Here is an 18,545-nt window from a genome sequence, read left to right on the forward strand (position 1 = left end):
ACGCGCGCCACGAAACGAGCCCTGATGGACAACCGCGAGCTGCAAATCCTTCTGGTCGATGACGACGAGGTCGACGTCCTGACCGTCAAGCGCGCCTTCCTGCGCAACCGGCTGACCAACCCGATCCACGTCGCCCACAACGGTTTCGAGGCGCTCGAGAAGCTGCGCGACGGCTCGCTGGGGCCGCGCCGGCTGGTGCTGCTCGACATCAACATGCCGAAGATGAACGGCATCGAGTTCTTGCGGGCCGTCCGCGCCGACCCGGCGCTGCAGACCACTTCGGTCGTCGTGCTGACGACCTCGAACGAGGAGCGCGACAAGATCGACGCGTTCAAGCTCAACGTCGCCGGCTACCTGCTCAAGCCGGTCACGTTCGGCAACTTCGTCGACCTGATGGCGACGCTCAACAAGTACTGGACCCTGGTCGAGATGCCGTGAACAAGCCTCACCCCGAGCTGGAGTCTGTTTCGAGCCCGCCTCCCGGCGAGCCGGCGCGCGTGCTGGTGATCGACGACGACGAGGTCGACCGCGAGCTGGTCCGTCGGTGCCTGGCCAGGTCCGGCCTCGAGGTCACGCTGCTCGAGGAGGACGACCCGATCGCCGCGCTCGCGCGCGTGCGCCGGTCGCCGGTCGAGGTCGTGCTGCTCGACTATCAGTTCCCGCGTCACGACGGGCTGGTCGTGCTCCGCGGGCTGCGCGAGCTCGACGTGTTCGTGCCGGCGATCGTGCTCACCGGGCACGAGGACACCGCGCTGGCGGTCGAGCTGATGAAGAACGGGGCCGTCGACTACATCGCCAAGGGCGCGCTGACGCCTCAGCGGCTCGGGCAGAGCATCCGCCACGCGCTCCGCCTGCGCGCGTCGGAGCTGGCGACCCGCGCGGCGCAGGAGGCCCTGCGCGCGAGCGAGGAGTTCAGCCGGCGGATCCTCGAGTCGAGCCACGACGGCATCGTCGTGCTCGACCTCGAGGGGCGCATGCTGTCGATCAGCCCCGGCGGGCTGCGCATGCTCGGCGCCGCCGAGCCCGGTCAGCTCCGCGGCCGTCCCTGGGTCGACCTGTGGAGCAGCGCTCACCGCCAGGAGGTCGCCGAGGCGCTCGCCACGGCGCGAGCCGGCAAGGTCGGTCGGGTCGTCGGGCTGGGCCCGGCGCTCGACGGCGCGTCGATGTGGTGGGACGTCATCGTCTCGCCGGTGCTCGCCGCCAGCGGCAAGCCGGAGCGGCTGGTCGCCACGGCGCGCGACGTCACCGAGCAGCGGCGGCAGGCGGAGTTCGAGCAACAGCTGATCGGGATCGTCAGCCACGACCTGCGCAACCCGCTGTCGGCGATGCTGACCGGCGCCTGGCTGCTGGCCGAGAGCCTGCCGCCCGACTCGCCGCTCGCCGACGTCGTGCAGCGGATCGTCCGCAGCGGTGAGCGCGCGACCCGGCTGATCCGCGACCTGCTCGACTTTACGCAGGTGCGCGCGAGCGGACGGCTCCCGATCGATCCCCGGCCGGTCGAGATCCACGAGGTGTGCCGGCAGGTCGTCGAAGAGATGGCGCTCAACCATCCCGACCGCGTCATCCTCCACCAGCCGGAGGGCGACGGCGAAGGCCGGTGGGATCCCGATCGGCTCGCCCAGGCGGTCGGCAACCTCGTCCACAACGCGCTCAGCTACGGACTTTCCGGCGCGCCGGTCACCGTCCGCAGCGTCGGCCGCGGGGCGCGTGCGCAGGTGCTCGTGCACAACGAGGGTCCACCCATCCCGCCGGAGTCGATCCCGTCGCTGTTCCAACCGTTCCGCCGCGGCGAACAGCGCCACGATCGCGAGCGCAGCATCGGCCTCGGCCTGTTCATCGTCCGTGAGATCGTCGACGCGCACGGCGGAAACGTGGCTGTACACTCGGCCGTGGGCGAAGGGACGACCTTTCACATCGACCTGCCGCGTCTTTAGGGTCCGACGACGACGGCGGACGATCGCCGCCGCCACGGCTGCCGTGGCCCCTTGCGGTCGCCCGAAAGCCGTCCGCGCCCATGAACCCTGGCTCGCGGCGCCCGTCGTCTCGCGCGACGGCTCGAATCGGTGCTCGGTCAAGGGCTTGCGCTCGACCCCGTGGACCGGCTCGGCTCGGGCCGCCCTCGATGGGCCCCCGGGTCTTCTTGTTCGCGCTCTTCATGCACGCGTCGATCGCCGCGACCCCGGAGCCCGGCCCCGGACGCCGCGGGCGATCGAGAATGGGGCTCGCGCGAGCCCCTGGCGTCGGTGCTACTTCTCTTCGCAGACGATGGCGTTGTTGAACTCGCCGGTGAGGCTCTTCGCCGCGGCGCTCGCCTCGGGGAGAGCGACGGTGCCCGACATCGCCGCGTCGCTCGTCTTGGTGAACGTCACGACGAACCCTCGCATGCCGCCGCTCCGGACGAACGGCTGCCCGGGCTTCGTGACGTGGATCTCGCCCCGGGTGTCCGTGAGCGTCTTCAGGTCCTTCGCGACCGCGGGGCTCTTGCCGGAGACGATGACGGAGACGGGGCTCTTGTCGATCTCCTCCGCGTAGTTGGCACACGTGAGCTTCGCGCCCGCCGGCCCATTGTGGAGCCAGATGGCGTAGTCGTACCCCGCCGCGTCCTTGTAGAACGTCACGACCGGCGCTCCCGAAAGCTGCACGGATGCGGGATCCAGCTTTACGGTCGGATGGTCCGGGGTGACTTCGAAGACGACGGAGCTGCTGGGTTCCGGGCTCGATTCGACGGTGGGGCTGCTTGGTTTCGGGGTCGATTCGGCGGTGGAGCCGCTCGCTTTCGGGGTCGCTTCGGCCTTGGAGCTGCTCGACTCCGAGGTCGGTTGGGAGCAGCCGGCCACGGTCAGGGCAACGGCGGCGAGGACGGAGGGGAGAAGGAGGAATTGTCTCGACATGATGGGCTGCAGATCCCCTGGGCTCTCCGCTGGAGCGCGGTTCGGGGGTAATGAGGTGATGGACGAGCCATGGCGTCGGACACGGTCAGGCTCTCTCACCGCCAGGACGCAGCGAGGAGCTCGACCGTCTCACCCAATTATCGGGCCCTGATCCTATTGCCCCGACTCATCCCCGCCGTGGGTCTGGCGGAGGAGTCCCGGCAGCGTCCCGTAGAGGTTCGAGGCGACGAGCCGCATCAGCTGGCCGAGCTCCTCGGCTGGGAGGCCGAGCGAGGTCATCAGCCGGGTGCGGGTCCGCTTCAGCAGGTCGGCCCGAGCCTCGGCGAGCCAGCGCGCAGCGGTCGCGCGGGACACCCGGTAGAACGCGCCGATCTCCGGGAGCGTGAGCTGATCGTTGATCTGGAGGCGGAGCAGGGTACGGCTCCGCTTGCTGAGCTCGGCGAGGGCCGCCGCGAACGCCCGCTTGAACTCGTCGCGGTAGCTGGCCTTGAGGAACGCGAGCGCCTGATCGTCGCCTTCGTCTGCGATCGCCTCGAGCGTCTCGTCCTCGAGCGCGAGCTCCTGGCGCTTGCGCCCGAGGCTGATGGCGGTGCGCACGGCGGAGATCCGCAGCCACGCCGCGAGGGCGCCTTGACCACCGAACCCTGCGAGCTTCCTCGACTCGCCGACGACGAGCTTCATCAGCAGCTCCTGCACGACGTCCTCGACGGAGAGGCGGCCGCCGAGCCGGGCGACCACGTGCGTGGCCGCGGTGCGGGTCAGCCGCTCGAGGATCGCCAGCGCCGGCTTGTCCCCCGCCAGACACGCGCCGACGAGGTAGACGTCGGCCACCGCGAGCTGCGCGAACGCGGCGACGAGGTCGGCCTCGCTGTCGAGCCGCGGCGCGAGGGCCTCGAGCCAGAGCTCGTCGCGGATCGTCAGCTCCGGCCACTTCGCGCGCGTCGCCGCGGCGGCGGCCTCGAGCTGGGCGGCGAGCTCGGTGACATCGGCGGGAGCGAGCGTGTGCCCGGTACGCGCGGCGAGCTGCAGGGCCAGGGTACGCATCGTCAACGCGACCACCCTTCGAGTTGATCGTGCAGGACAGCCCGCATCGCCACGTACGGCTCGCCTTCGAGGTCGGCGAGCGCAGCCATCGCCTGGCGGGCGAGCGCGACGGCGCGGGGGCGGTCCCCACCGCGGGCCTCGATGCCGGCCAGGATCGTCCACGCCGCGGCGCGCTCCGGCGGCTCGGCGTTCGCGCGCGTCCAGGCGGCGAGCGCCTGCTCGGCGGCGGTTCGCGCTTCGGCATCACGGCCGACCTCGGACAGGCAGGCGGCCAGGTTGACGTACGCGAGCGCCTGCTGGTCGGGCGGCTCCGCCGCGCGCAGCGAGAGGGCGAGCGCCCGCTCGTAGTGCGGAATCGCGGCCGAGCAGCGATCGCGCGCCTGCTGGACCGCGCCGAGCTGGCTCTCCAGCTGGGACCGCAGCACCGGCTCATCGAGGCCGGTACGCGCGAGCGCCTCGAGCGCGCGCTCGGCGAGCCGCTGGGCGCGATCGAGGTCACCGCGCATCCACGCCAGATCGGCCAGCGCGGAGTCGGTGGTGGCGACCTCGAGCGTGGCCTCGCCATCAACGGCGGCAAAGATCGCTCGCGCGCGCTCGAAGTGGCGCTCGGCGTCCTCGATCTCGCCGTTTCTGCGCTCGAGCACCGCCAGGTCGTGGAGCGTCCGGCCGACCTCGGGATGCTGGGGCCCGAACGCCGCCTCCTCGATCTCGAGCGCACGACGAAGCTCGGCCGCCCCCTCGGCGATCCGATCGACCTTGCCGAGCGCCGAGCCGAGGGCCCCGATGGCGCTGGCGAGGCCGAGGCGACGCGCCGGATCGCGGGCGGCGGCGACCTCGAGCTGGGCGATCCCGCGTCGATAATGCGCGATCGCCTCGTCGGTGCGCCCGAGCTGGAACAGGGCGTCGGCGCGCACGATCTCGATGCGCTCGCTGCGGGGGAGTCCGCGGGCGGCGAACGCCTCGACTGCGTCGCAGACGCCGAGCGCATCCGCGGCGCGGTGGTCGTCGATCAGGGCCGCGGCCTCGACGAGCAGCGCAGCAGCCAGCAAATCGTCCTCTCGTGCGTTGCTCGCCGCGCGGGCTGCCGCGATCGCATGCTCGCGCGCTGCGGTTCGTGCGTGCGCATCGAGCTCGACCCTGGCGACCGCCAGCATCGCCTGGGCCCTGGGCCCCAGCTCGGTCGTGCGCTCGGCCTGCGCCAGGACCTCGGGCGCGTGGACCATCGCTTCCTCCCATCGCCCCGACCGCTGGAGCGCGTCGACCCTCGCGGTGGACGCGAGCAGCGAGGCCGAGGCCGGGGAGGTCGTGGCGCGAGCGTCGACGCATTCGGCCGGGCTGGGCAGGGCGACGACCGCGGCGGTCGCGTGGTCGACGACGCTGGCGTCGGCCTTCTCCCACACGGCGAGCTGGGCGCGGAGCTCGCCGAGCTGGCGATCGAGGCAGCTCACCCGCGCGGCCCGGGCCGGCCCTGCCAGGCAGGCGGAGCGTCGCTGGAGCCGCCACGCGTCGGTCCAGTGCGCGACCAGCGAGGTGATCGAGGCGATCGTGGCCGCGCTGCGCTCCGGCGCGACCGCCTCGAACCGTCGCGCGAGGGCGGCCTGCGCCTCCGCGTTCCACACCGAATCGACGAGGTGATCGCCGCACGGCTCTTCCGGCTGCGCCAGCGGGGCGAGCAGCCCCATCACGATCACCGCGCCGATCGCGGCCGCGACCATCAAGGTCAGCCTTCGACGCGTGCGACGAATGCCCCGATCGAGGCCATCGAGCATGGTCGTCAAGTCGGGCCACCGCCGTGCCGGGTCGACGGCGAGGCCGCGTCGCACGGCGCGATCGAGCCAGGCGGGGATCCGACGCGAACCGCGCCGAATCCGGCCGCCTGCCATCTCGCTCCACATCCCTTCGGGCGTGGTGCCGGCGAACGGGTGGCTGTCGTGCAGCGCCTCGTACAGGGTGACCGCGAACGCGTATTGATCGGTGCGCGCGTCGTGAGCGCGACCGACGGGCGCGGCGATTCCCCCCGCTGGCGGCGGCAGCATGCCGGTCAGCTCGGGGGCGAGGTAGGCAGGGGTGCCGGAGAGCGCGCCGGTCGCGGCGGTGAGGGCGTGAGCCTGGGGGAGAAGGCCCGTGCTCGTCGGTGCGCCGATCGGGCGCGCGAGGCCGAAGTCGGCCACGCGTGGCCGGCCCTCCTTGTCGATGAGGATGTTCTCGGGCTTGAAGTCCCGATGGAGGAGGCCCGCGGCGTGGGCGGCCGCGAGGCCACGGCCGGCAGCGAGGACGACCTGCACGATCTCTTGCCACCCGCGAGTTCGCTGGCGCAACCAGGCCCGCAGCGTCGCCCCTTCGATCCATTCCATGACGAGGAAGGTCTCGGCTCCCACGTCGACGATCTCGTGCACCGCGACGACGTTGGGGTGCTGGAGTTGCGCCGCGGCCCGCGCTTCGCGGATGAGATGCCCGCGGCTGCCGGCGGTCCCCGCGACCTGGCTGTGCAGGCGCTTCAACGCGACCGGCCGCGCGAGCTCGAGATCTTCGCCCCGGAACACCTCACCCATGGCTCCGCGGCCGATCACGGCGCGGACTTGGTAGCGTCCGATCCGTCCACCGACGAGGCACCCGGCATCGTGCGACGGTGTCGAGTGGACGCGGATCATGGCCGCCAGCAACTGTCGGCACGACGCACACTCGTCGACGTGATCCTCGACCTCGAGCCGCGCGGGCTCCGCGAGCGTGGCGCCCACGAAGGCCTGCGCGCGCTGCTCGTCGATGCACGCCGAGGGCACGGGCATACCTATACCCATGCCGCGGTACGCCGACCATCGCCACGTCGCGACAAAAAGGTTTGTCCAGGAGATTTGTCGGCGGGTCGAGTGCTCGGACGGCTCCTTCACGCCTCCCGGGCGCCCGCGGCCGCTCGGACGAACCCCGGCCGAGGCGCGCAAGGAGGCCCGGCAAACGGCGCCGGTGGGGGTCCTCCTCGGCGCCGAGGCCGAGGCGATCTCCGCCCGCTCGCGCAGCACCGCGACCAGCCTCTGCTTCGGCGTCGAACGCGAGCCCGTTCGCGGCCGACGACTCGGCCCCGCCGGCTCATCCGCCGAGAACGCCCGCGAGCAACACGCGGACCATCTGGCCGAGCCGCGCCGTGTCGAGCGACGGCACGAGCAGCTTCTGGACGCGGGCGCCCTGGTACAGCGCGACCAGCGTCCACGCGAGGTACTCGGTGTCGAGCGTCGCGGGCAGGCGGCCGCCGGCGACCGCCTCGTCGAGGATGCCGCGGATGGCCTGCACCATGTCGACGTGCACCTCGGCGTAGCTGGCCGCCAGCTCGGGGTCGGTCACCGCGTCCGCGTGCATCTGCAAGGACATGCGGTGGTCGGCCTGCAGCTCGGGCGCGTCGAGCAGCCCGAACATCGCCCCTGCCATGTCCCGCATCGCGGCGAGCGGATCCGGGGCCGCGCGGATCGCCTCGGGGAAGCGCCGGTTCGCCGCGCGCGCCTCGGCGTGGAGCGCCTCGCGGATCGCCGCCTTGCTCGGGAAGTGCGTGTAGATGCCGCCCGCGCTGATCCCTGCCTCCGCGCAGATGTCTTCGATGGTGGCGGCCCGCGTGCCCTTGCGGGCGAACACGGCGCGGGCGGCTTCGAGGATCAACCTGCGACGCGCGGCGGTGTGCTCGGGGGAGACGCGGGGCACGACGACCTCCCCGCCTGTCTACCAGAACCGCGCGCGCCGCGGGCTCACAGGTTGTCGTCGAGCCAGTCGAACAGCCGGTGGGTCAGCATCGCGGTGGCGCCGGGCTGCACGTGGAACTGCGCCGCCTCCTCGGCCGTGAAGCGCAGGTAGTCCTTGGGGCAGGTGAGCGCGGCGTACAGCTCGGCGGCCTGTCCGCGCCCCTCGGCCTCGGCGTCGAACACCAGCGTGCGCGCGCGGATGTCGGCCACCGAGTCGCCGAGGCGGAAGCGGTCGACCTCGGCGATGAAGGCCGACGGGGTGTCGACGCCGTGGTGCCAGTAGGCGTCGCGGATGCCCCAGCGCACGAAGTCGCTGTGCGCCATGAGCTGCGTGACGGCGGCGTCGAAGGCGTCGCGGTCCGCCGCGTAGAGGTCCGGCAGCTCCGGATCGATGAGCGCGAGCTCCGCCCGGATCGCAGCCCCCCAGTCGAGCACGCCGGGGTTGGCGACCAGCACGGCCAGGCGGTGCTCGTGGGCGGCCGCGCGCGGCGCCAGATACCCGCCCAGGCTGACGCCGAACAGCCCGAGCCGCGCCGGATCGACCTCGGGCATCGCCACGAGGAAGTCGACGACCGGGGTCACGACCGCCTCCCAGTCGTGGCGGAACGGCAGGCCCTGGAGGCGGATCGTCTTGCCCATGCCGGGGCCGTCGAACAGCAGCACGTTGTACCCGCGGGCCATGGCGGCATCGACGACGAACTTGCCGTCCTCCGCCCAACCGTCCTTGCCCTCGTGGAAGATCAGGGTCGGCAGGGCGCCCTCGGCCTCGTGCGGGCGGCAGAAGTACCCGGGCAGCGTGGTGGACGCGTAGGGGATCGCCACCGGGGCGCAGGGCGAGTTCGACAGCAGCAGGGAGCGCGCGTGCAGGTCGACCGCCTCCGCCGCGAGCGCCGCCACCTCGGGGTCCCAGGGATCGGGGTGCCGGTGCAGGGCGGCGCGGAGATAGGTGGCGGCTCGCTGATAGGCCGTCGCGGCGGTCCGCGGGTGCCCGTCGGCCTCGCTCGCCTCGGCGAGCGCCCGCAGGCGCCGCGAGGTCTGCAGGAAGGCCGCAGTCCACCCGCGCTCATCCGCGGGATCGACCCGCGTCAGCGTCTCGAGCACCTCGGCGACGTCGGTCGCCCCCATCCACGCCTGACCGAGATAATAGAGGGCGACCTCGTTCAGCACGGGATCGGCCATCCCCAGGTCCCACCAGCCGTCCCGCTCCGCGGGCTCCATGCCCGTGTCGCACGTCGGCGACGCATCGCCGCTCGACGGCCCCGGGTCGCAAGCCGTCAGCCACAGGGTCATCCACATCCAGTTCGAAGCTCGCATCGTCGTGTCCTCCGGCCGGTTCAACACCTCCGCCCGGCCGGAGCGTCACCAAAAAAAACGAATACTCGTTTTCTTTAAACCCGCATCCGCAGACCCGCAGGCCCGGGCGCGCGGGCGATCACGAGCAGGGCGGGCGACGACACGACCGCGCCGGTGAGCGCGGCTCGTCGATCGCCGCTCCCCTCGCAGTCACTCGCTGAGCAGCTTCATCAGCGTCTTGATGTCGACGCCGAGGGCGCGGGCCGCGTGGGCCTTGACGCCGCCGTTCTGCGCCACCGCCCAGCGCGCGTACCGGCGCTGGATCTCGCGCAGCGGCAGCACCGTGTCGCCGAACGGCCCGGGACCGCTCTCGGCGGCGTCCGGGCCCTCGCTGCCGAAGCCGCGCGGGAGGTCCGACGGCGCGATCACCTCGTTGCGCGACAGCAGCACCAGGCGCTCGATCAGGTGGGCCAGCTCGCGGACGTTCCCGGGCCAGCGGTAGGCGAGGAACGCCGCCATCACCTCGTCGCCGATCCGGCGCGGCGCCGCGGTCGGGTGGCGGCGGCGGGCCGACTCGAGGCACTGCTCGACCAGCAGGGGGATGTCCTCGCGGCGGTCGCGGAGCGGCGGGATCTCGAGCACCACCAGGGCGAGGCGATAATAGAGGTCCTCGCGGAACTCGCCCGCGCGCACGGCCGCGGCGAGGTCGAGGTTGGTCGCCGCGAGGATCCGCGTGTTGACGCGGCGCTCGCGGGTCCCGCCGAGCGGCCTGATCACGCCGCGCTCGATCACGTGCAGCAGCTTGGCCTGCAGCGCGGGCTGCAGCTCGCCGATCTCGTCGAGGAACAGGGTGCCGTGGTCGGCCTCCGCGAACAGCCCCGGGCTCGCCTGCGTCGCCCCGGTGAACGCCCCGCGCGTGTGGCCGAACAGCTCGCTCTCGAGCAACTGTTCGGGGATCGCCGCGCAGTTGACGGCGACGAACGGCGCCGACGCGCGCTGGCTGCGGGCGTGCAGCGCCGCGGCGATCGTGGTCTTGCCGGTGCCGGTCTCGCCGGTGAGGAGGACCGGCACGTCGGCGTCGGCGATCCGGGCCATCACCTCGAACACCGCGCGCATCGCCGTGCTGCGGCCGACGAGGCCCTGGGGGCCGCGTCGTTCAGGCGCCGGCGCAGCTCGCCGGTCTCGCGGCGGAGCCGGCGGTCGTCGAGCGCGCGGCGCAGGAACAGCACGAGCTCGTCGACCCCGAACGGCTTGGTCAAGTAGTGGAACGCGCCGCGCCGGATCGCCTCGACCGCGGTGTCGATCGCCCCGTACGCGGTCATCACGATCGTCGGCAGCTGCGGGACCAGCTCCTGCGCCTGCACCATCAGCGACACCCCGTCGCCGCGCTCCAGTCGCAGGTCGGTGACCAGCGCGTCGATCTCCTGCGACTCGAGCAGCGCCAGCGCGGCCGCGGCGTCGCGCGCCACGTGCACCTTGAAGCCGCGGCGGCCGAGCTGCTCGCCGAGCGCGTCGCCCCACTCGGGCTCGTCGTCGACCAGGAGCACGTGCGGGCGCAGGACCTTGGGTTCGCTCGTCATGGGACCTCCCGGGGCAGGCGCAGCGTGGCGATCGCGCCGCGAGGCGACCGCGCTGCGAGGGTGACCGATCCGCGGCTCATGCGGGCGATCTCGTTGGTGAGCGCGAGCCCGAGGCCGGTGCCCTGCGCCTTGCGCGAGAAGAACGGCTTGAGCAGGCGCTCGCGGTCCTCCTCGCGCACCCCCTCGCCCTCGTCGAGCACCTCGAACACCACGTCCTCCGCCTCCGGGCGCACGCGCAGCGTCACGCGGCCGCCGCGCGGGGACGCGTCGCAGGCGTTGACCAGCAGGTTGACCAGCGCGTGCTCGACGAGCAGCGCGTTGACCCGCACCTCCGGCGTCTCGGGCGCGATCTCGACGTGCAGCGCGACCTCGGCGGCCTGGAAGCGGTGCGCGATCAGGTCGCGTACTCCCTGCGCCAGCGTCGCCGGGGCCACGGGCGTCTGCTCGGGCATGCTGCCGCGAGCGACGCGGAGGAACCCCTGGACCACGTCGCGGAGGCGGTCGACCTGCCCGAGGATCGTGCGGGCGTCCTGCTCCTCCGGCGAGTCCTGCAGGGCGTCGCGCAGCGCCTCCGCCTTGACGCGGATCAGCCCGAGCGGCGTGCCGACCTCGTGGGCCACCCCGGACGCGAGGGTCAGCATCGTCGCCGTGCGGTTCTCGCGGGCGAGCACCTCTTCCCCGGCCCGCCGCTGCTCGGCGAGCTCGAGCTGGTGGCGGGCCATCACCTGCGCGCGGAACTCCCGGAACGCGAAGTAGCCGAACGCCACCGTCGTGATCCCGGTCAGCAGCACCTTGACGATCACGCGCAGCATGCCTCGCCGGTCGCGCTCGACCTCCTCGTGGGTGCTGCCGACGACGGCGACGCGCCAGACCCCGAGGACCCCGCCGTCCGCTGGGGCGACGCTGACGAACGCGGGGTACTCCGGCAGCCCGAGCTGCAGCGCCTGGTCGGCGGACAGCATGCCGGTGTCCTCGCCGCGGGCGACCAGCTCCGCCAGCACACCTGGCCCCGCGGACAGGCCGTGCAGGTCGAAGAACTTCCCCGCGCCGGGCGGCTGCACGTAGATCCGCTCGTCGGCCGAATCGAGGTGATCGGCCACGTGGAACAGCTCCCGGATCCGCACCCGCACCTCGGTCTCGGCGCCATCGCCGGCGGCGACCCGCGTGGTCCAGACGCCGGGCTCTGCTACCGGTGGGTCCGCAGCCTGCGGCGGCTCGCGCGCCAGGTTCGCCAGCTCCGCCGCCAGCTCGACGGCCAGCAGCGCCGCGAGGTTGCCCAGGCGCCGCTGCTCGCGCTCCATCGCCAGCTCGGACTCCGCGTCCTCGAACCGGATCCCGACCACCGCCACGGCCGCGACGCTGAGCACTGCGCCGAGCAGCAGCACGAGGCCGCTGATGCGCACACGGCTGCGTTCGGCGGGGGCGAAGGGTCGGCGGGTCACGGGGGGCTTCCTCGGGCGAGGATAACGCGGTTCGTTCCGGCGTTTGCAATCCGCGCGCCACGCCCGAGCGCAACCCCTGCGGTGCGGTGAAACCCTCGCTCGCGTGGATGCGGCGCACGCGGCGGCGAGCTCGCAGACCGAAGGGCGGACGACGACGATGGGAGAGGCTCCCAGCGAGCGCTGGGAAATTATCCAATCGGGCCCCGCACCCTCATGATTTCACCAAGGATCTCCAATCGATCCGTTCCCGGCATCGCGCGTGTAACAGCGTGAACCAGGCCCGCAGGCCGCGGCCCCTCGACGGAGGCGGTCGCGCCTGGGGCGGCGCGCGAGGACCTCGCGCGCGACAGGCGAACCTCGATGAATGACATCAGCCCCATCGCGCCGCGGCGGCCCCCTACCTCCATTTTCCTGGCGAACCTGCGCGTGCTGCTCGGCCGCATCGATGAGAAAAAATTCATGTCTCGAATCATATCGATCACGAGCGGGCTCGCGGCCCTGTGGATGTTGGCGTGCCAGCATCCGCACGAGCATCACGAGGAGGCGGGGGTCTTCGCCGTCACGACCCCGCTCCGACAGGACGTGGAGCTGACCCGCGAATACGTCGCCCAGGTCCACGCAATTCAGCACATCGAGGTGCGCGCCCAGGAGCGCGGCTATCTGACGGGGATCTTCGTCGACGAGGGCCAGCTGATCGAAGAGGGCACGAAGATGTTCCAGGTCATGCCGCTCATCTACCGAGCGGACCTCCACCGCGCGGAGGCGGAGGCGGAGGCGGCCTCGATCGAATACAAGAACACCAAGATGCTGGCCGACAAGGACATCGTGTCGTCGGCCGAGCTCGCGCTGGCCGGGGCCAAGCTCAATCGCGCCAAGGCCGAGCTGGAGCTCGCGCAGACCCACCTGCGCCTCACCGAGATCCGCGCCCCGTTCACCGGGCTGATGGACCGGTTCGTCGTGCGGCTGGGCAGCCTCGTCGAGGAGGGCGATCTGCTGACGACGCTGTCCGACAATCGAATGCTGTGGATCTACTTCAACGTGCCCGAGGCCGAGTACCTCGACTACAAGGCGGATCCCGAGCAGAAGATGGTCGTCAAGTTCAAGATGGCGAACAACAAGATGTTCGACCAGGAGGGCAAGGTCGAGACCATCGAGGCCGACTTCGACAACACGACCGGCAACATCGCCTTCCGCGCGACCTTCCCGAACCCCACCGGGCTGCTGCGGCACGGCGAGACCGGGAACATCGTCGTCTCGACGAAGTATCCCGACGCCCAGCTCATCCCGCAGAAGGCGACCTTCGAGCTCCTCGATCGCCGGTACGTCTACGTGGTCGACGAGGGCGTCGTCAGGTCGCGGCCGATCTCGGTCGCCGCCGAGCTCCCGCACCTCTTCATCGTCGACGGCGGCCTCGAGGACACCGATCACATCCTCCTGGAGGGGCTGCGCAAGGTCCAGGAGGGGATGCACATCGAGGTGAAGCTCGAGGAGCCCGCCGAGGTGTTGGCGCAGCTGAAGTACCACGCGGAATGAGTACGCCCAAATGTTCGCACAGATTCTCCGCCGCCCGGTCCTGGCGATCGTCGTCTCGATCCTGATCGTCCTCATCGGCTTGCTGGCGATCCGTACGCGTCCGATCTCGCAATTCCCCGAGATCGCGCCGCCGCAGGTCCAGGTCACGATCTCGTACCCGGGCGCCAGCGCCGACGTCCTGGTCCAGTCGTCGCTCATCCTGCTGGAGCGCGCCATCAACGGCGTGCCGGGGATGCGCTACATGATCTCGGACGCGACCAGCGCCGGCGAAGCGACGATCCAGGTCATCTTCGATCTCGACACCGACCCCGACCAGGCGATCATCAACGTCAAGACCAGGATCGACCAGGTGATGCCCAACCTCCCGAAGCTGGTCCAGCTCGAGGGCGTCATCCTGATGCGCGTCATGCCCAGCATGTTGATGTACGTCAACGTGTACAGCACGGCCGAGGACGCGGACGAGAAGTTCCTGTTCAACTTCGCCAACGTCAACGTCCTGCCGGAGATCATGCGCGTCAAGGGGATCGGTCAGGCCCGCATCCTCGGCAGCCGGCAGTTCGCGATGCGCATCTGGCTGAACCCGGACCGCATGCGCGCCTACAACGTCTCCGCCGAGGAGGTGATGGAGGCGGTCGGCGAGCAGAGCGTCATCGGTCGTCCCGGCCGCGTCGGACAGGCCACCGGAAAGACGGCGCAGTCGCTCGAGTACGTGCTCGTCTACGAGGGCCGCTTCAACAAGCCCGAGCAGTACGAAGACATCATCATCCGCGCCAGCCCGGACGGCCAGGTCCTGCGCCTGAAGGACGTCGCCAAGGTCGAGCTCGGCAGCGAGTTCTTCAACATCTACTCCAACCTCGACGGCCACCCCTCGGCGGCCATCGTCCTGAAGCAGACGCTCGGCAGCAACGCGCAGGAGGTGATTGCGAACGTCAAGGCCAGGCTGGAGGAGATCAAGGCGTCCACCTTCCCGCCGGGGATGGACTTTGCGATCAGCTACGACGTCTCGCGGTTCGTCGACGCCTCGATCGAACAGGTCACCCACACCCTCGTCGAGGCGTTCGTGCTGGTGGCGCTGGTCGTCTTCGTGTTCCTGGGCGACTGGCGCTCGACGCTGATCCCGACGCTCGCCGTGCCCGTCTCGCTGGTCGGCGCGTTCATCTTCATGGCGGCGCTGGGCATCAGCATCAACCTGATCACCCTCTTCGCGCTGGTCCTGGCGATCGGCATCGTCGTCGACGACGCCATCGTCGTCGTCGAGGCCGTGCACGCCAAGATGGAGGCGAAGCACCTGGCGGCCTACGAGGCGATGAAGGAGGTCTTGAACGAGATCAGCGGGGCGATCATCGCCATCACCCTGGTGATGACGTCGGTGTTCGTGCCGGTCGCCTTCATGCCCGGCCCGGTCGGCGTCTTCTACCGCCAGTTCTCGGTCACGATGGCCTCGTCGATCGTGCTGTCCGGCTTCATCGCGCTGACGCTGACGCCGGTGCTGTCGGTCCTGATCCTCAAGCCCGTGCACGGGCACGGGAAGACCCGCAACCCGATCACCCTGTTCATCCGCGGCTTCAACCGCGTGTTCAACCGCGCGACGTCGATCTACATCCGGCTGATGCGGGCGATCCTGGGGCGGTTCTACCTGACGCTCCTGGCGCTCGGCCTGTTCGTGTTCGGCATCTTCCAGGTCAACCGGGTGCTGCCGGCCGGCTTCGTCCCCAACGAGGACCAGGGCATCATCTACGCGATCATCCAGACCCCGCCGGGGAGCACGCTCGAGCGGACGAACGCGGTCGCCGAGTCTCTGCAGGAGATCGCCAAGGAGATGGACGAGGTCGCCTCGGTCTCGTCCCTCGCCGGCTACGAGATCCTCACCGAGGGTCGCGCCTCCAACGCCGGCACCTGCCTCATCAACCTCAAGGACTGGTCCGAGCGGCACAAGTCGGTCACCGAGGTCATCGAGGAGCTCGAGGAGAAGGCGAAGGACATCGGCGCGGTCGTCGAGTTCTTCGAGCCGCCGGCGGTCCCCGGCTACGGCGCGGCCGGCGGCGTCTCCTTCCGCATGCTCGAGAAGACCGGCAGCACCGACTACTACGAGTTCGATCGCGTCAACCAGGAGTTCATGGCGGCGCTGCGCGAGCGGCCCGAACTGACCGGCCTCTTCACGTTCTACGCGGCCAACTACCCGCAGTACGAGCTCGTCATCGACAACCAGAAGGCGATGCAGAAGGGCGTCTCCATCGGCAAGGCGATGGAGAACCTCGACCTCATGATCGGGAGCTCCTACGAGCAGGGCTTCATCCGGTTCGGCTTCTTCTACCGCGTCTACGTGCAGGCGCTGCCCGAGTACCGGGCGCTGCCGCCGGACGTCCTGAAGATGTACGTCAAGAACGACGCCGGCGAGATGGTGCCCTATTCGTCGTTCATGACGATCAAGAAGCGCCAGGGCCCGAACGAGATCACGCGCTACAACATGTACAACTCGTCGGCCATCCGCGGCAACAACGCGCCCGGCTACACGACCGGCGACGCCGTCAAGGCGATCAAGGAGGTGGCGGCGGAGGTCCTCCCGCGCGGCTACGACATCGCGTGGGAGGGCCTGTCGTACGACGAAGCGCAGCGCGGCAACGAGGCGATCTACATCTTCGCGATCGTGCTGGTGTTCGTCTACCTGGTGCTGGCGGCGCAGTACGAGAGCTTCGTCCTCCCGCTGGCCGTGATCACGTCGCTGCCCGCGGGCGCGTTCGGATCGTTCCTGTTCCTCAAGGTCATGGGCCTGGCGAACGACATCTACGCCCAGGTCGGCCTGGTCATGCTCGTCGGCCTGCTCGGGAAGAACGCGGTGCTGATCGTCGAGTTCGCCGTCCAGACCCGGCGCGAGGGGGCCACCGTGTTCGAGGCGGCGATCGCGGGCGCGAAGGCGCGCTTTCGGGCGATCCTGATGACCTCGTTCGCGTTCGTCGCCGGCCTGTATCCGCTGGTCGTTGCGAAGGGCGCCGGGGCCGTCGGCAACAACACCATCGGCTCGTCCGCGCTCGGCGGCATGGTCATGGGCACCGTGTTCGGCGTGATCCTCATCCCGGGGCTCTACTTCATCTTCGGCCACCTCGAGCGGTTCGAGCGGTTCCTGCGGATCGGTCCGCCTTCGGCGCCGACCGAACCGTTGCCGCTCTCCGAGGTGTCGCTGGCGTCGATCATCGTCGACACGCTGGCGGACGCCGAGCCGACCTCGGAGAGGCGCTCGCCGAATGACGGCGAGTCGCAGCAAGCGCCCCCTCGTGTGACCCGATCCGAAGCGCCGACGCGGCCGCACGCGCCGCGCGCGGAGGAGGAGTCCCATGAATAAGTGGTGGAGCCCGGTCACCGTCATGACGGCCGCCTGCGCCCTGTCGCTCACGGTCGGCTGCGCGAGCTTGCTGGGGAACAACAAGGCCAGGGAGGCCAACAAGGAGACCCCCGAGTCCTTCGGCGCCCTCGCCACGGGCTCCGGTCCGAGCGTCGCCGTGCAGGAACAATGGGACCAGTTCTTCGCCGATCCCGACCTCCGGGGGCTGATCGAAGAGGCGCTGGAGAACAACCAGCAGCTGAACATTCAGCTCCAGGAGATCATCATCTCCCAGAACAACGCCGCGGCGATCCGGGGCGACTACATCCCACGGCTGGACGCGGGCGTCGGCGCGGGCCTCGAGAAGCCCGGGGAGCACACCGCCGCGGGAGTCGAGCACGAAGCTCACGGCTTGCCGAGGCCCCTGGCGGACTTCCGCTTCGGCTTCGTCGCCTCGTGGGAGACCGACATCTGGAGCAGCCTCCGCAACGCCCGGAAGGCCGCGATCTTCCACTACGAGGCGACGATCCAGGAGCGGAACTTCCTCGTCACCGAGATCGTGGCAGAGCTCGCCAAGTCGTACTACGACCTCGTCGCGCTCGACCTCCAGATCGAGATCCTCGATCGCAACATCGAGCTGCAGAAGAACGCGCTCGAGGTCGTCAAGCTCAAGAAGCTCGCCGCCCGCGACACCGAGCTCGGCGTGCAGCGGTTCCAGGCCGAAGTGCTCAAGAACCAGGGCCGGCGGTTCGCCCTCGAGCAGCAGCGGATCATCATCGAGAACCGCATCAACTTCCTGGTCGGGCGGTTCCCGCAGCCCGTCACGCGCAACAGCCGGACGTTCGACGCCGCGAAGCCCGACGTCGTCGCCACCGGCCTGCCCTCCGACCTGCTCGACAACCGGCCCGACGTCAAGGCGGCCGAGCTGCGGCTCGAGGCGGCGAAGCTCGACACCCGAAGCGCGAAGGCCCGCTTCTACCCCTCGCTGCGCCTCGACGCCGGCATCGGCTTCGAATCGTTCAACCTGGCGCACCTCATCGACCCGCGGTCGCTGGCCTACAACCTCGCCGGCGGCCTGGTCGCGCCGCTGCTGAACCGGGCGGCGATCAAGGCCGAGTACCGCGCGGCGAACGCCAGGCAGGTCCAGGCGGTCTTCGACTATGAACGATCGATCTTGCAGGCGTACACCGACGTGTACAACCAATTGACGGCGATCTCGAACCTGAAGCAGCGCTACGAGCAGCTGTCCGGGCAAGTGGACAAGCTCCACGCGGCGATCGAAGTGTCGAAGGTCCTGTATCAGTCGGCCCACGTGGATTACTACGAGGTCCTCATGACCGTACGCGACTCGCTGGAGGCCGAGATGGACCTCGTCGAGGCGAAGAAAGATCAGATGCAGGCCGTCGTCGCGATCTATCAGGCGCTCGGCGGCGGCTGGCGACAAAACCCGTGATCGGCGGCACGGGTCGCGCGCCTCGCACCGTCTCGCGGCCTCCTGCCGGGCCCCCGGCCCGCATTCCCCCCAATCCGCAGCGCTGCCACGATTGTGCGGCCAGCGCCGTCGGCGAACGCGCAGGTGAGCGCGAGTGGGAGCCGGGCCTCGCAATCTCGCCGAGCGGGCGCATTCGCGGCTGGGCCGGCGGGCCCTCACGCGTTGCCTCAGGGCCTCGCCTCTCCGCACGCGGCGAATGTCTATATGTCCCTTGGAACAGATGCCT

The 18,545-nt window shown here is 70.5% G+C and carries 13 protein-coding genes; 5 read left to right on the forward strand and 8 right to left on the reverse strand.

Annotation, left to right across the window (positions count from 1 at the left end; all coding sequences use genetic code 11):
- Window positions 1–24 precede the first annotated feature (24 nt).
- Window positions 25–438: a response regulator gene (locus NAEX_RS07665; RefSeq protein WP_096326860.1), complete on the forward strand. Its 414-nt coding sequence runs from the start codon at window positions 25–27 to the stop codon at window positions 436–438.
- A complete protein-coding gene (locus NAEX_RS07670; protein ID WP_096326861.1) occupies window positions 435–1,934 on the forward strand; it encodes a sensor histidine kinase in 1,500 nt (499 codons plus the stop codon). The genes NAEX_RS07665 and NAEX_RS07670 overlap by 4 nt, the downstream gene beginning before the upstream one ends.
- Before the next feature lie 312 nt (window positions 1,935–2,246).
- On the opposite strand, the gene NAEX_RS47460 is transcribed toward NAEX_RS07670, so the two are convergent.
- The 8 genes from NAEX_RS47460 to NAEX_RS07710 form a co-directional block, all read right to left on the reverse strand.
- Entirely contained in the window at window positions 2,247–2,891 is a 645-nt protein-coding gene (locus tag NAEX_RS47460) for a hypothetical protein (RefSeq protein ID WP_143140867.1), read from the reverse strand.
- A 153-nt stretch (window positions 2,892–3,044) separates the two neighbouring features.
- Window positions 3,045–3,935, reverse strand: a complete 891-nt coding sequence (locus tag NAEX_RS07680; protein ID WP_245913945.1) for a sigma-70 family RNA polymerase sigma factor — start codon at window positions 3,933–3,935, stop codon at window positions 3,045–3,047.
- A 2-nt stretch (window positions 3,936–3,937) separates the two neighbouring features.
- Complete coding sequence (locus NAEX_RS07685; RefSeq protein WP_170135539.1) at window positions 3,938–6,715, reverse strand: serine/threonine-protein kinase; 2,778 nt, start codon at window positions 6,713–6,715, stop codon at window positions 3,938–3,940.
- Between the two features lie 304 nt (window positions 6,716–7,019).
- Complete coding sequence (locus tag NAEX_RS07690; protein WP_096326865.1) at window positions 7,020–7,622, reverse strand: TetR/AcrR family transcriptional regulator; 603 nt, start codon at window positions 7,620–7,622, stop codon at window positions 7,020–7,022.
- 44 nt (window positions 7,623–7,666) lie between these two features.
- A complete protein-coding gene (locus NAEX_RS07695) occupies window positions 7,667–8,974 on the reverse strand; it encodes an alpha/beta hydrolase family protein (protein ID WP_143140869.1) in 1,308 nt (435 codons plus the stop codon).
- 189 nt (window positions 8,975–9,163) lie between these two features.
- A complete protein-coding gene (locus NAEX_RS07700) occupies window positions 9,164–10,069 on the reverse strand; it encodes a sigma-54 interaction domain-containing protein (protein WP_096326867.1) in 906 nt (301 codons plus the stop codon).
- Window positions 10,048–10,533 (reverse strand): response regulator, encoded by a 486-nt coding sequence (locus NAEX_RS07705; RefSeq protein WP_096326868.1) that lies wholly within the window; start codon window positions 10,531–10,533, stop codon window positions 10,048–10,050. Before NAEX_RS07705 ends, NAEX_RS07700 begins: the two co-directional genes overlap by 22 nt.
- Window positions 10,530–11,975: a sensor histidine kinase gene (locus NAEX_RS07710; RefSeq protein ID WP_143140870.1), complete on the reverse strand. Its 1,446-nt coding sequence runs from the start codon at window positions 11,973–11,975 to the stop codon at window positions 10,530–10,532. The genes NAEX_RS07705 and NAEX_RS07710 overlap by 4 nt, the downstream gene beginning before the upstream one ends.
- A 459-nt stretch (window positions 11,976–12,434) precedes the next feature.
- Here NAEX_RS07710 and NAEX_RS07720 point away from each other — a divergent pair, with 459 nt between their 5' ends.
- From NAEX_RS07720 to NAEX_RS07730, 3 genes are read left to right on the forward strand one after another with little or no spacing between them, the layout of a single operon-like run.
- Window positions 12,435–13,508, forward strand: coding sequence for an efflux RND transporter periplasmic adaptor subunit (locus NAEX_RS07720; RefSeq protein WP_096333546.1), 1,074 nt, complete (start codon window positions 12,435–12,437; stop codon window positions 13,506–13,508).
- Window positions 13,509–13,518: 10 nt separating this feature from the next.
- Window positions 13,519–16,848 carry an efflux RND transporter permease subunit gene (locus NAEX_RS07725; protein ID WP_096326871.1) on the forward strand — a complete coding sequence of 1,110 codons (3,330 nt, stop codon included), beginning with the start codon at window positions 13,519–13,521 and terminating at the stop codon, window positions 16,846–16,848.
- Complete coding sequence (locus NAEX_RS07730; protein ID WP_096326872.1) at window positions 16,841–18,280, forward strand: TolC family protein; 1,440 nt, start codon at window positions 16,841–16,843, stop codon at window positions 18,278–18,280. The genes NAEX_RS07725 and NAEX_RS07730 overlap by 8 nt, the downstream gene beginning before the upstream one ends.
- Window positions 18,281–18,545 lie beyond the last annotated feature (265 nt).

Source organism: Nannocystis exedens (assembly GCF_002343915.1).
GTDB lineage: Bacteria > Myxococcota_A > Polyangia > Nannocystales > Nannocystaceae > Nannocystis > Nannocystis exedens.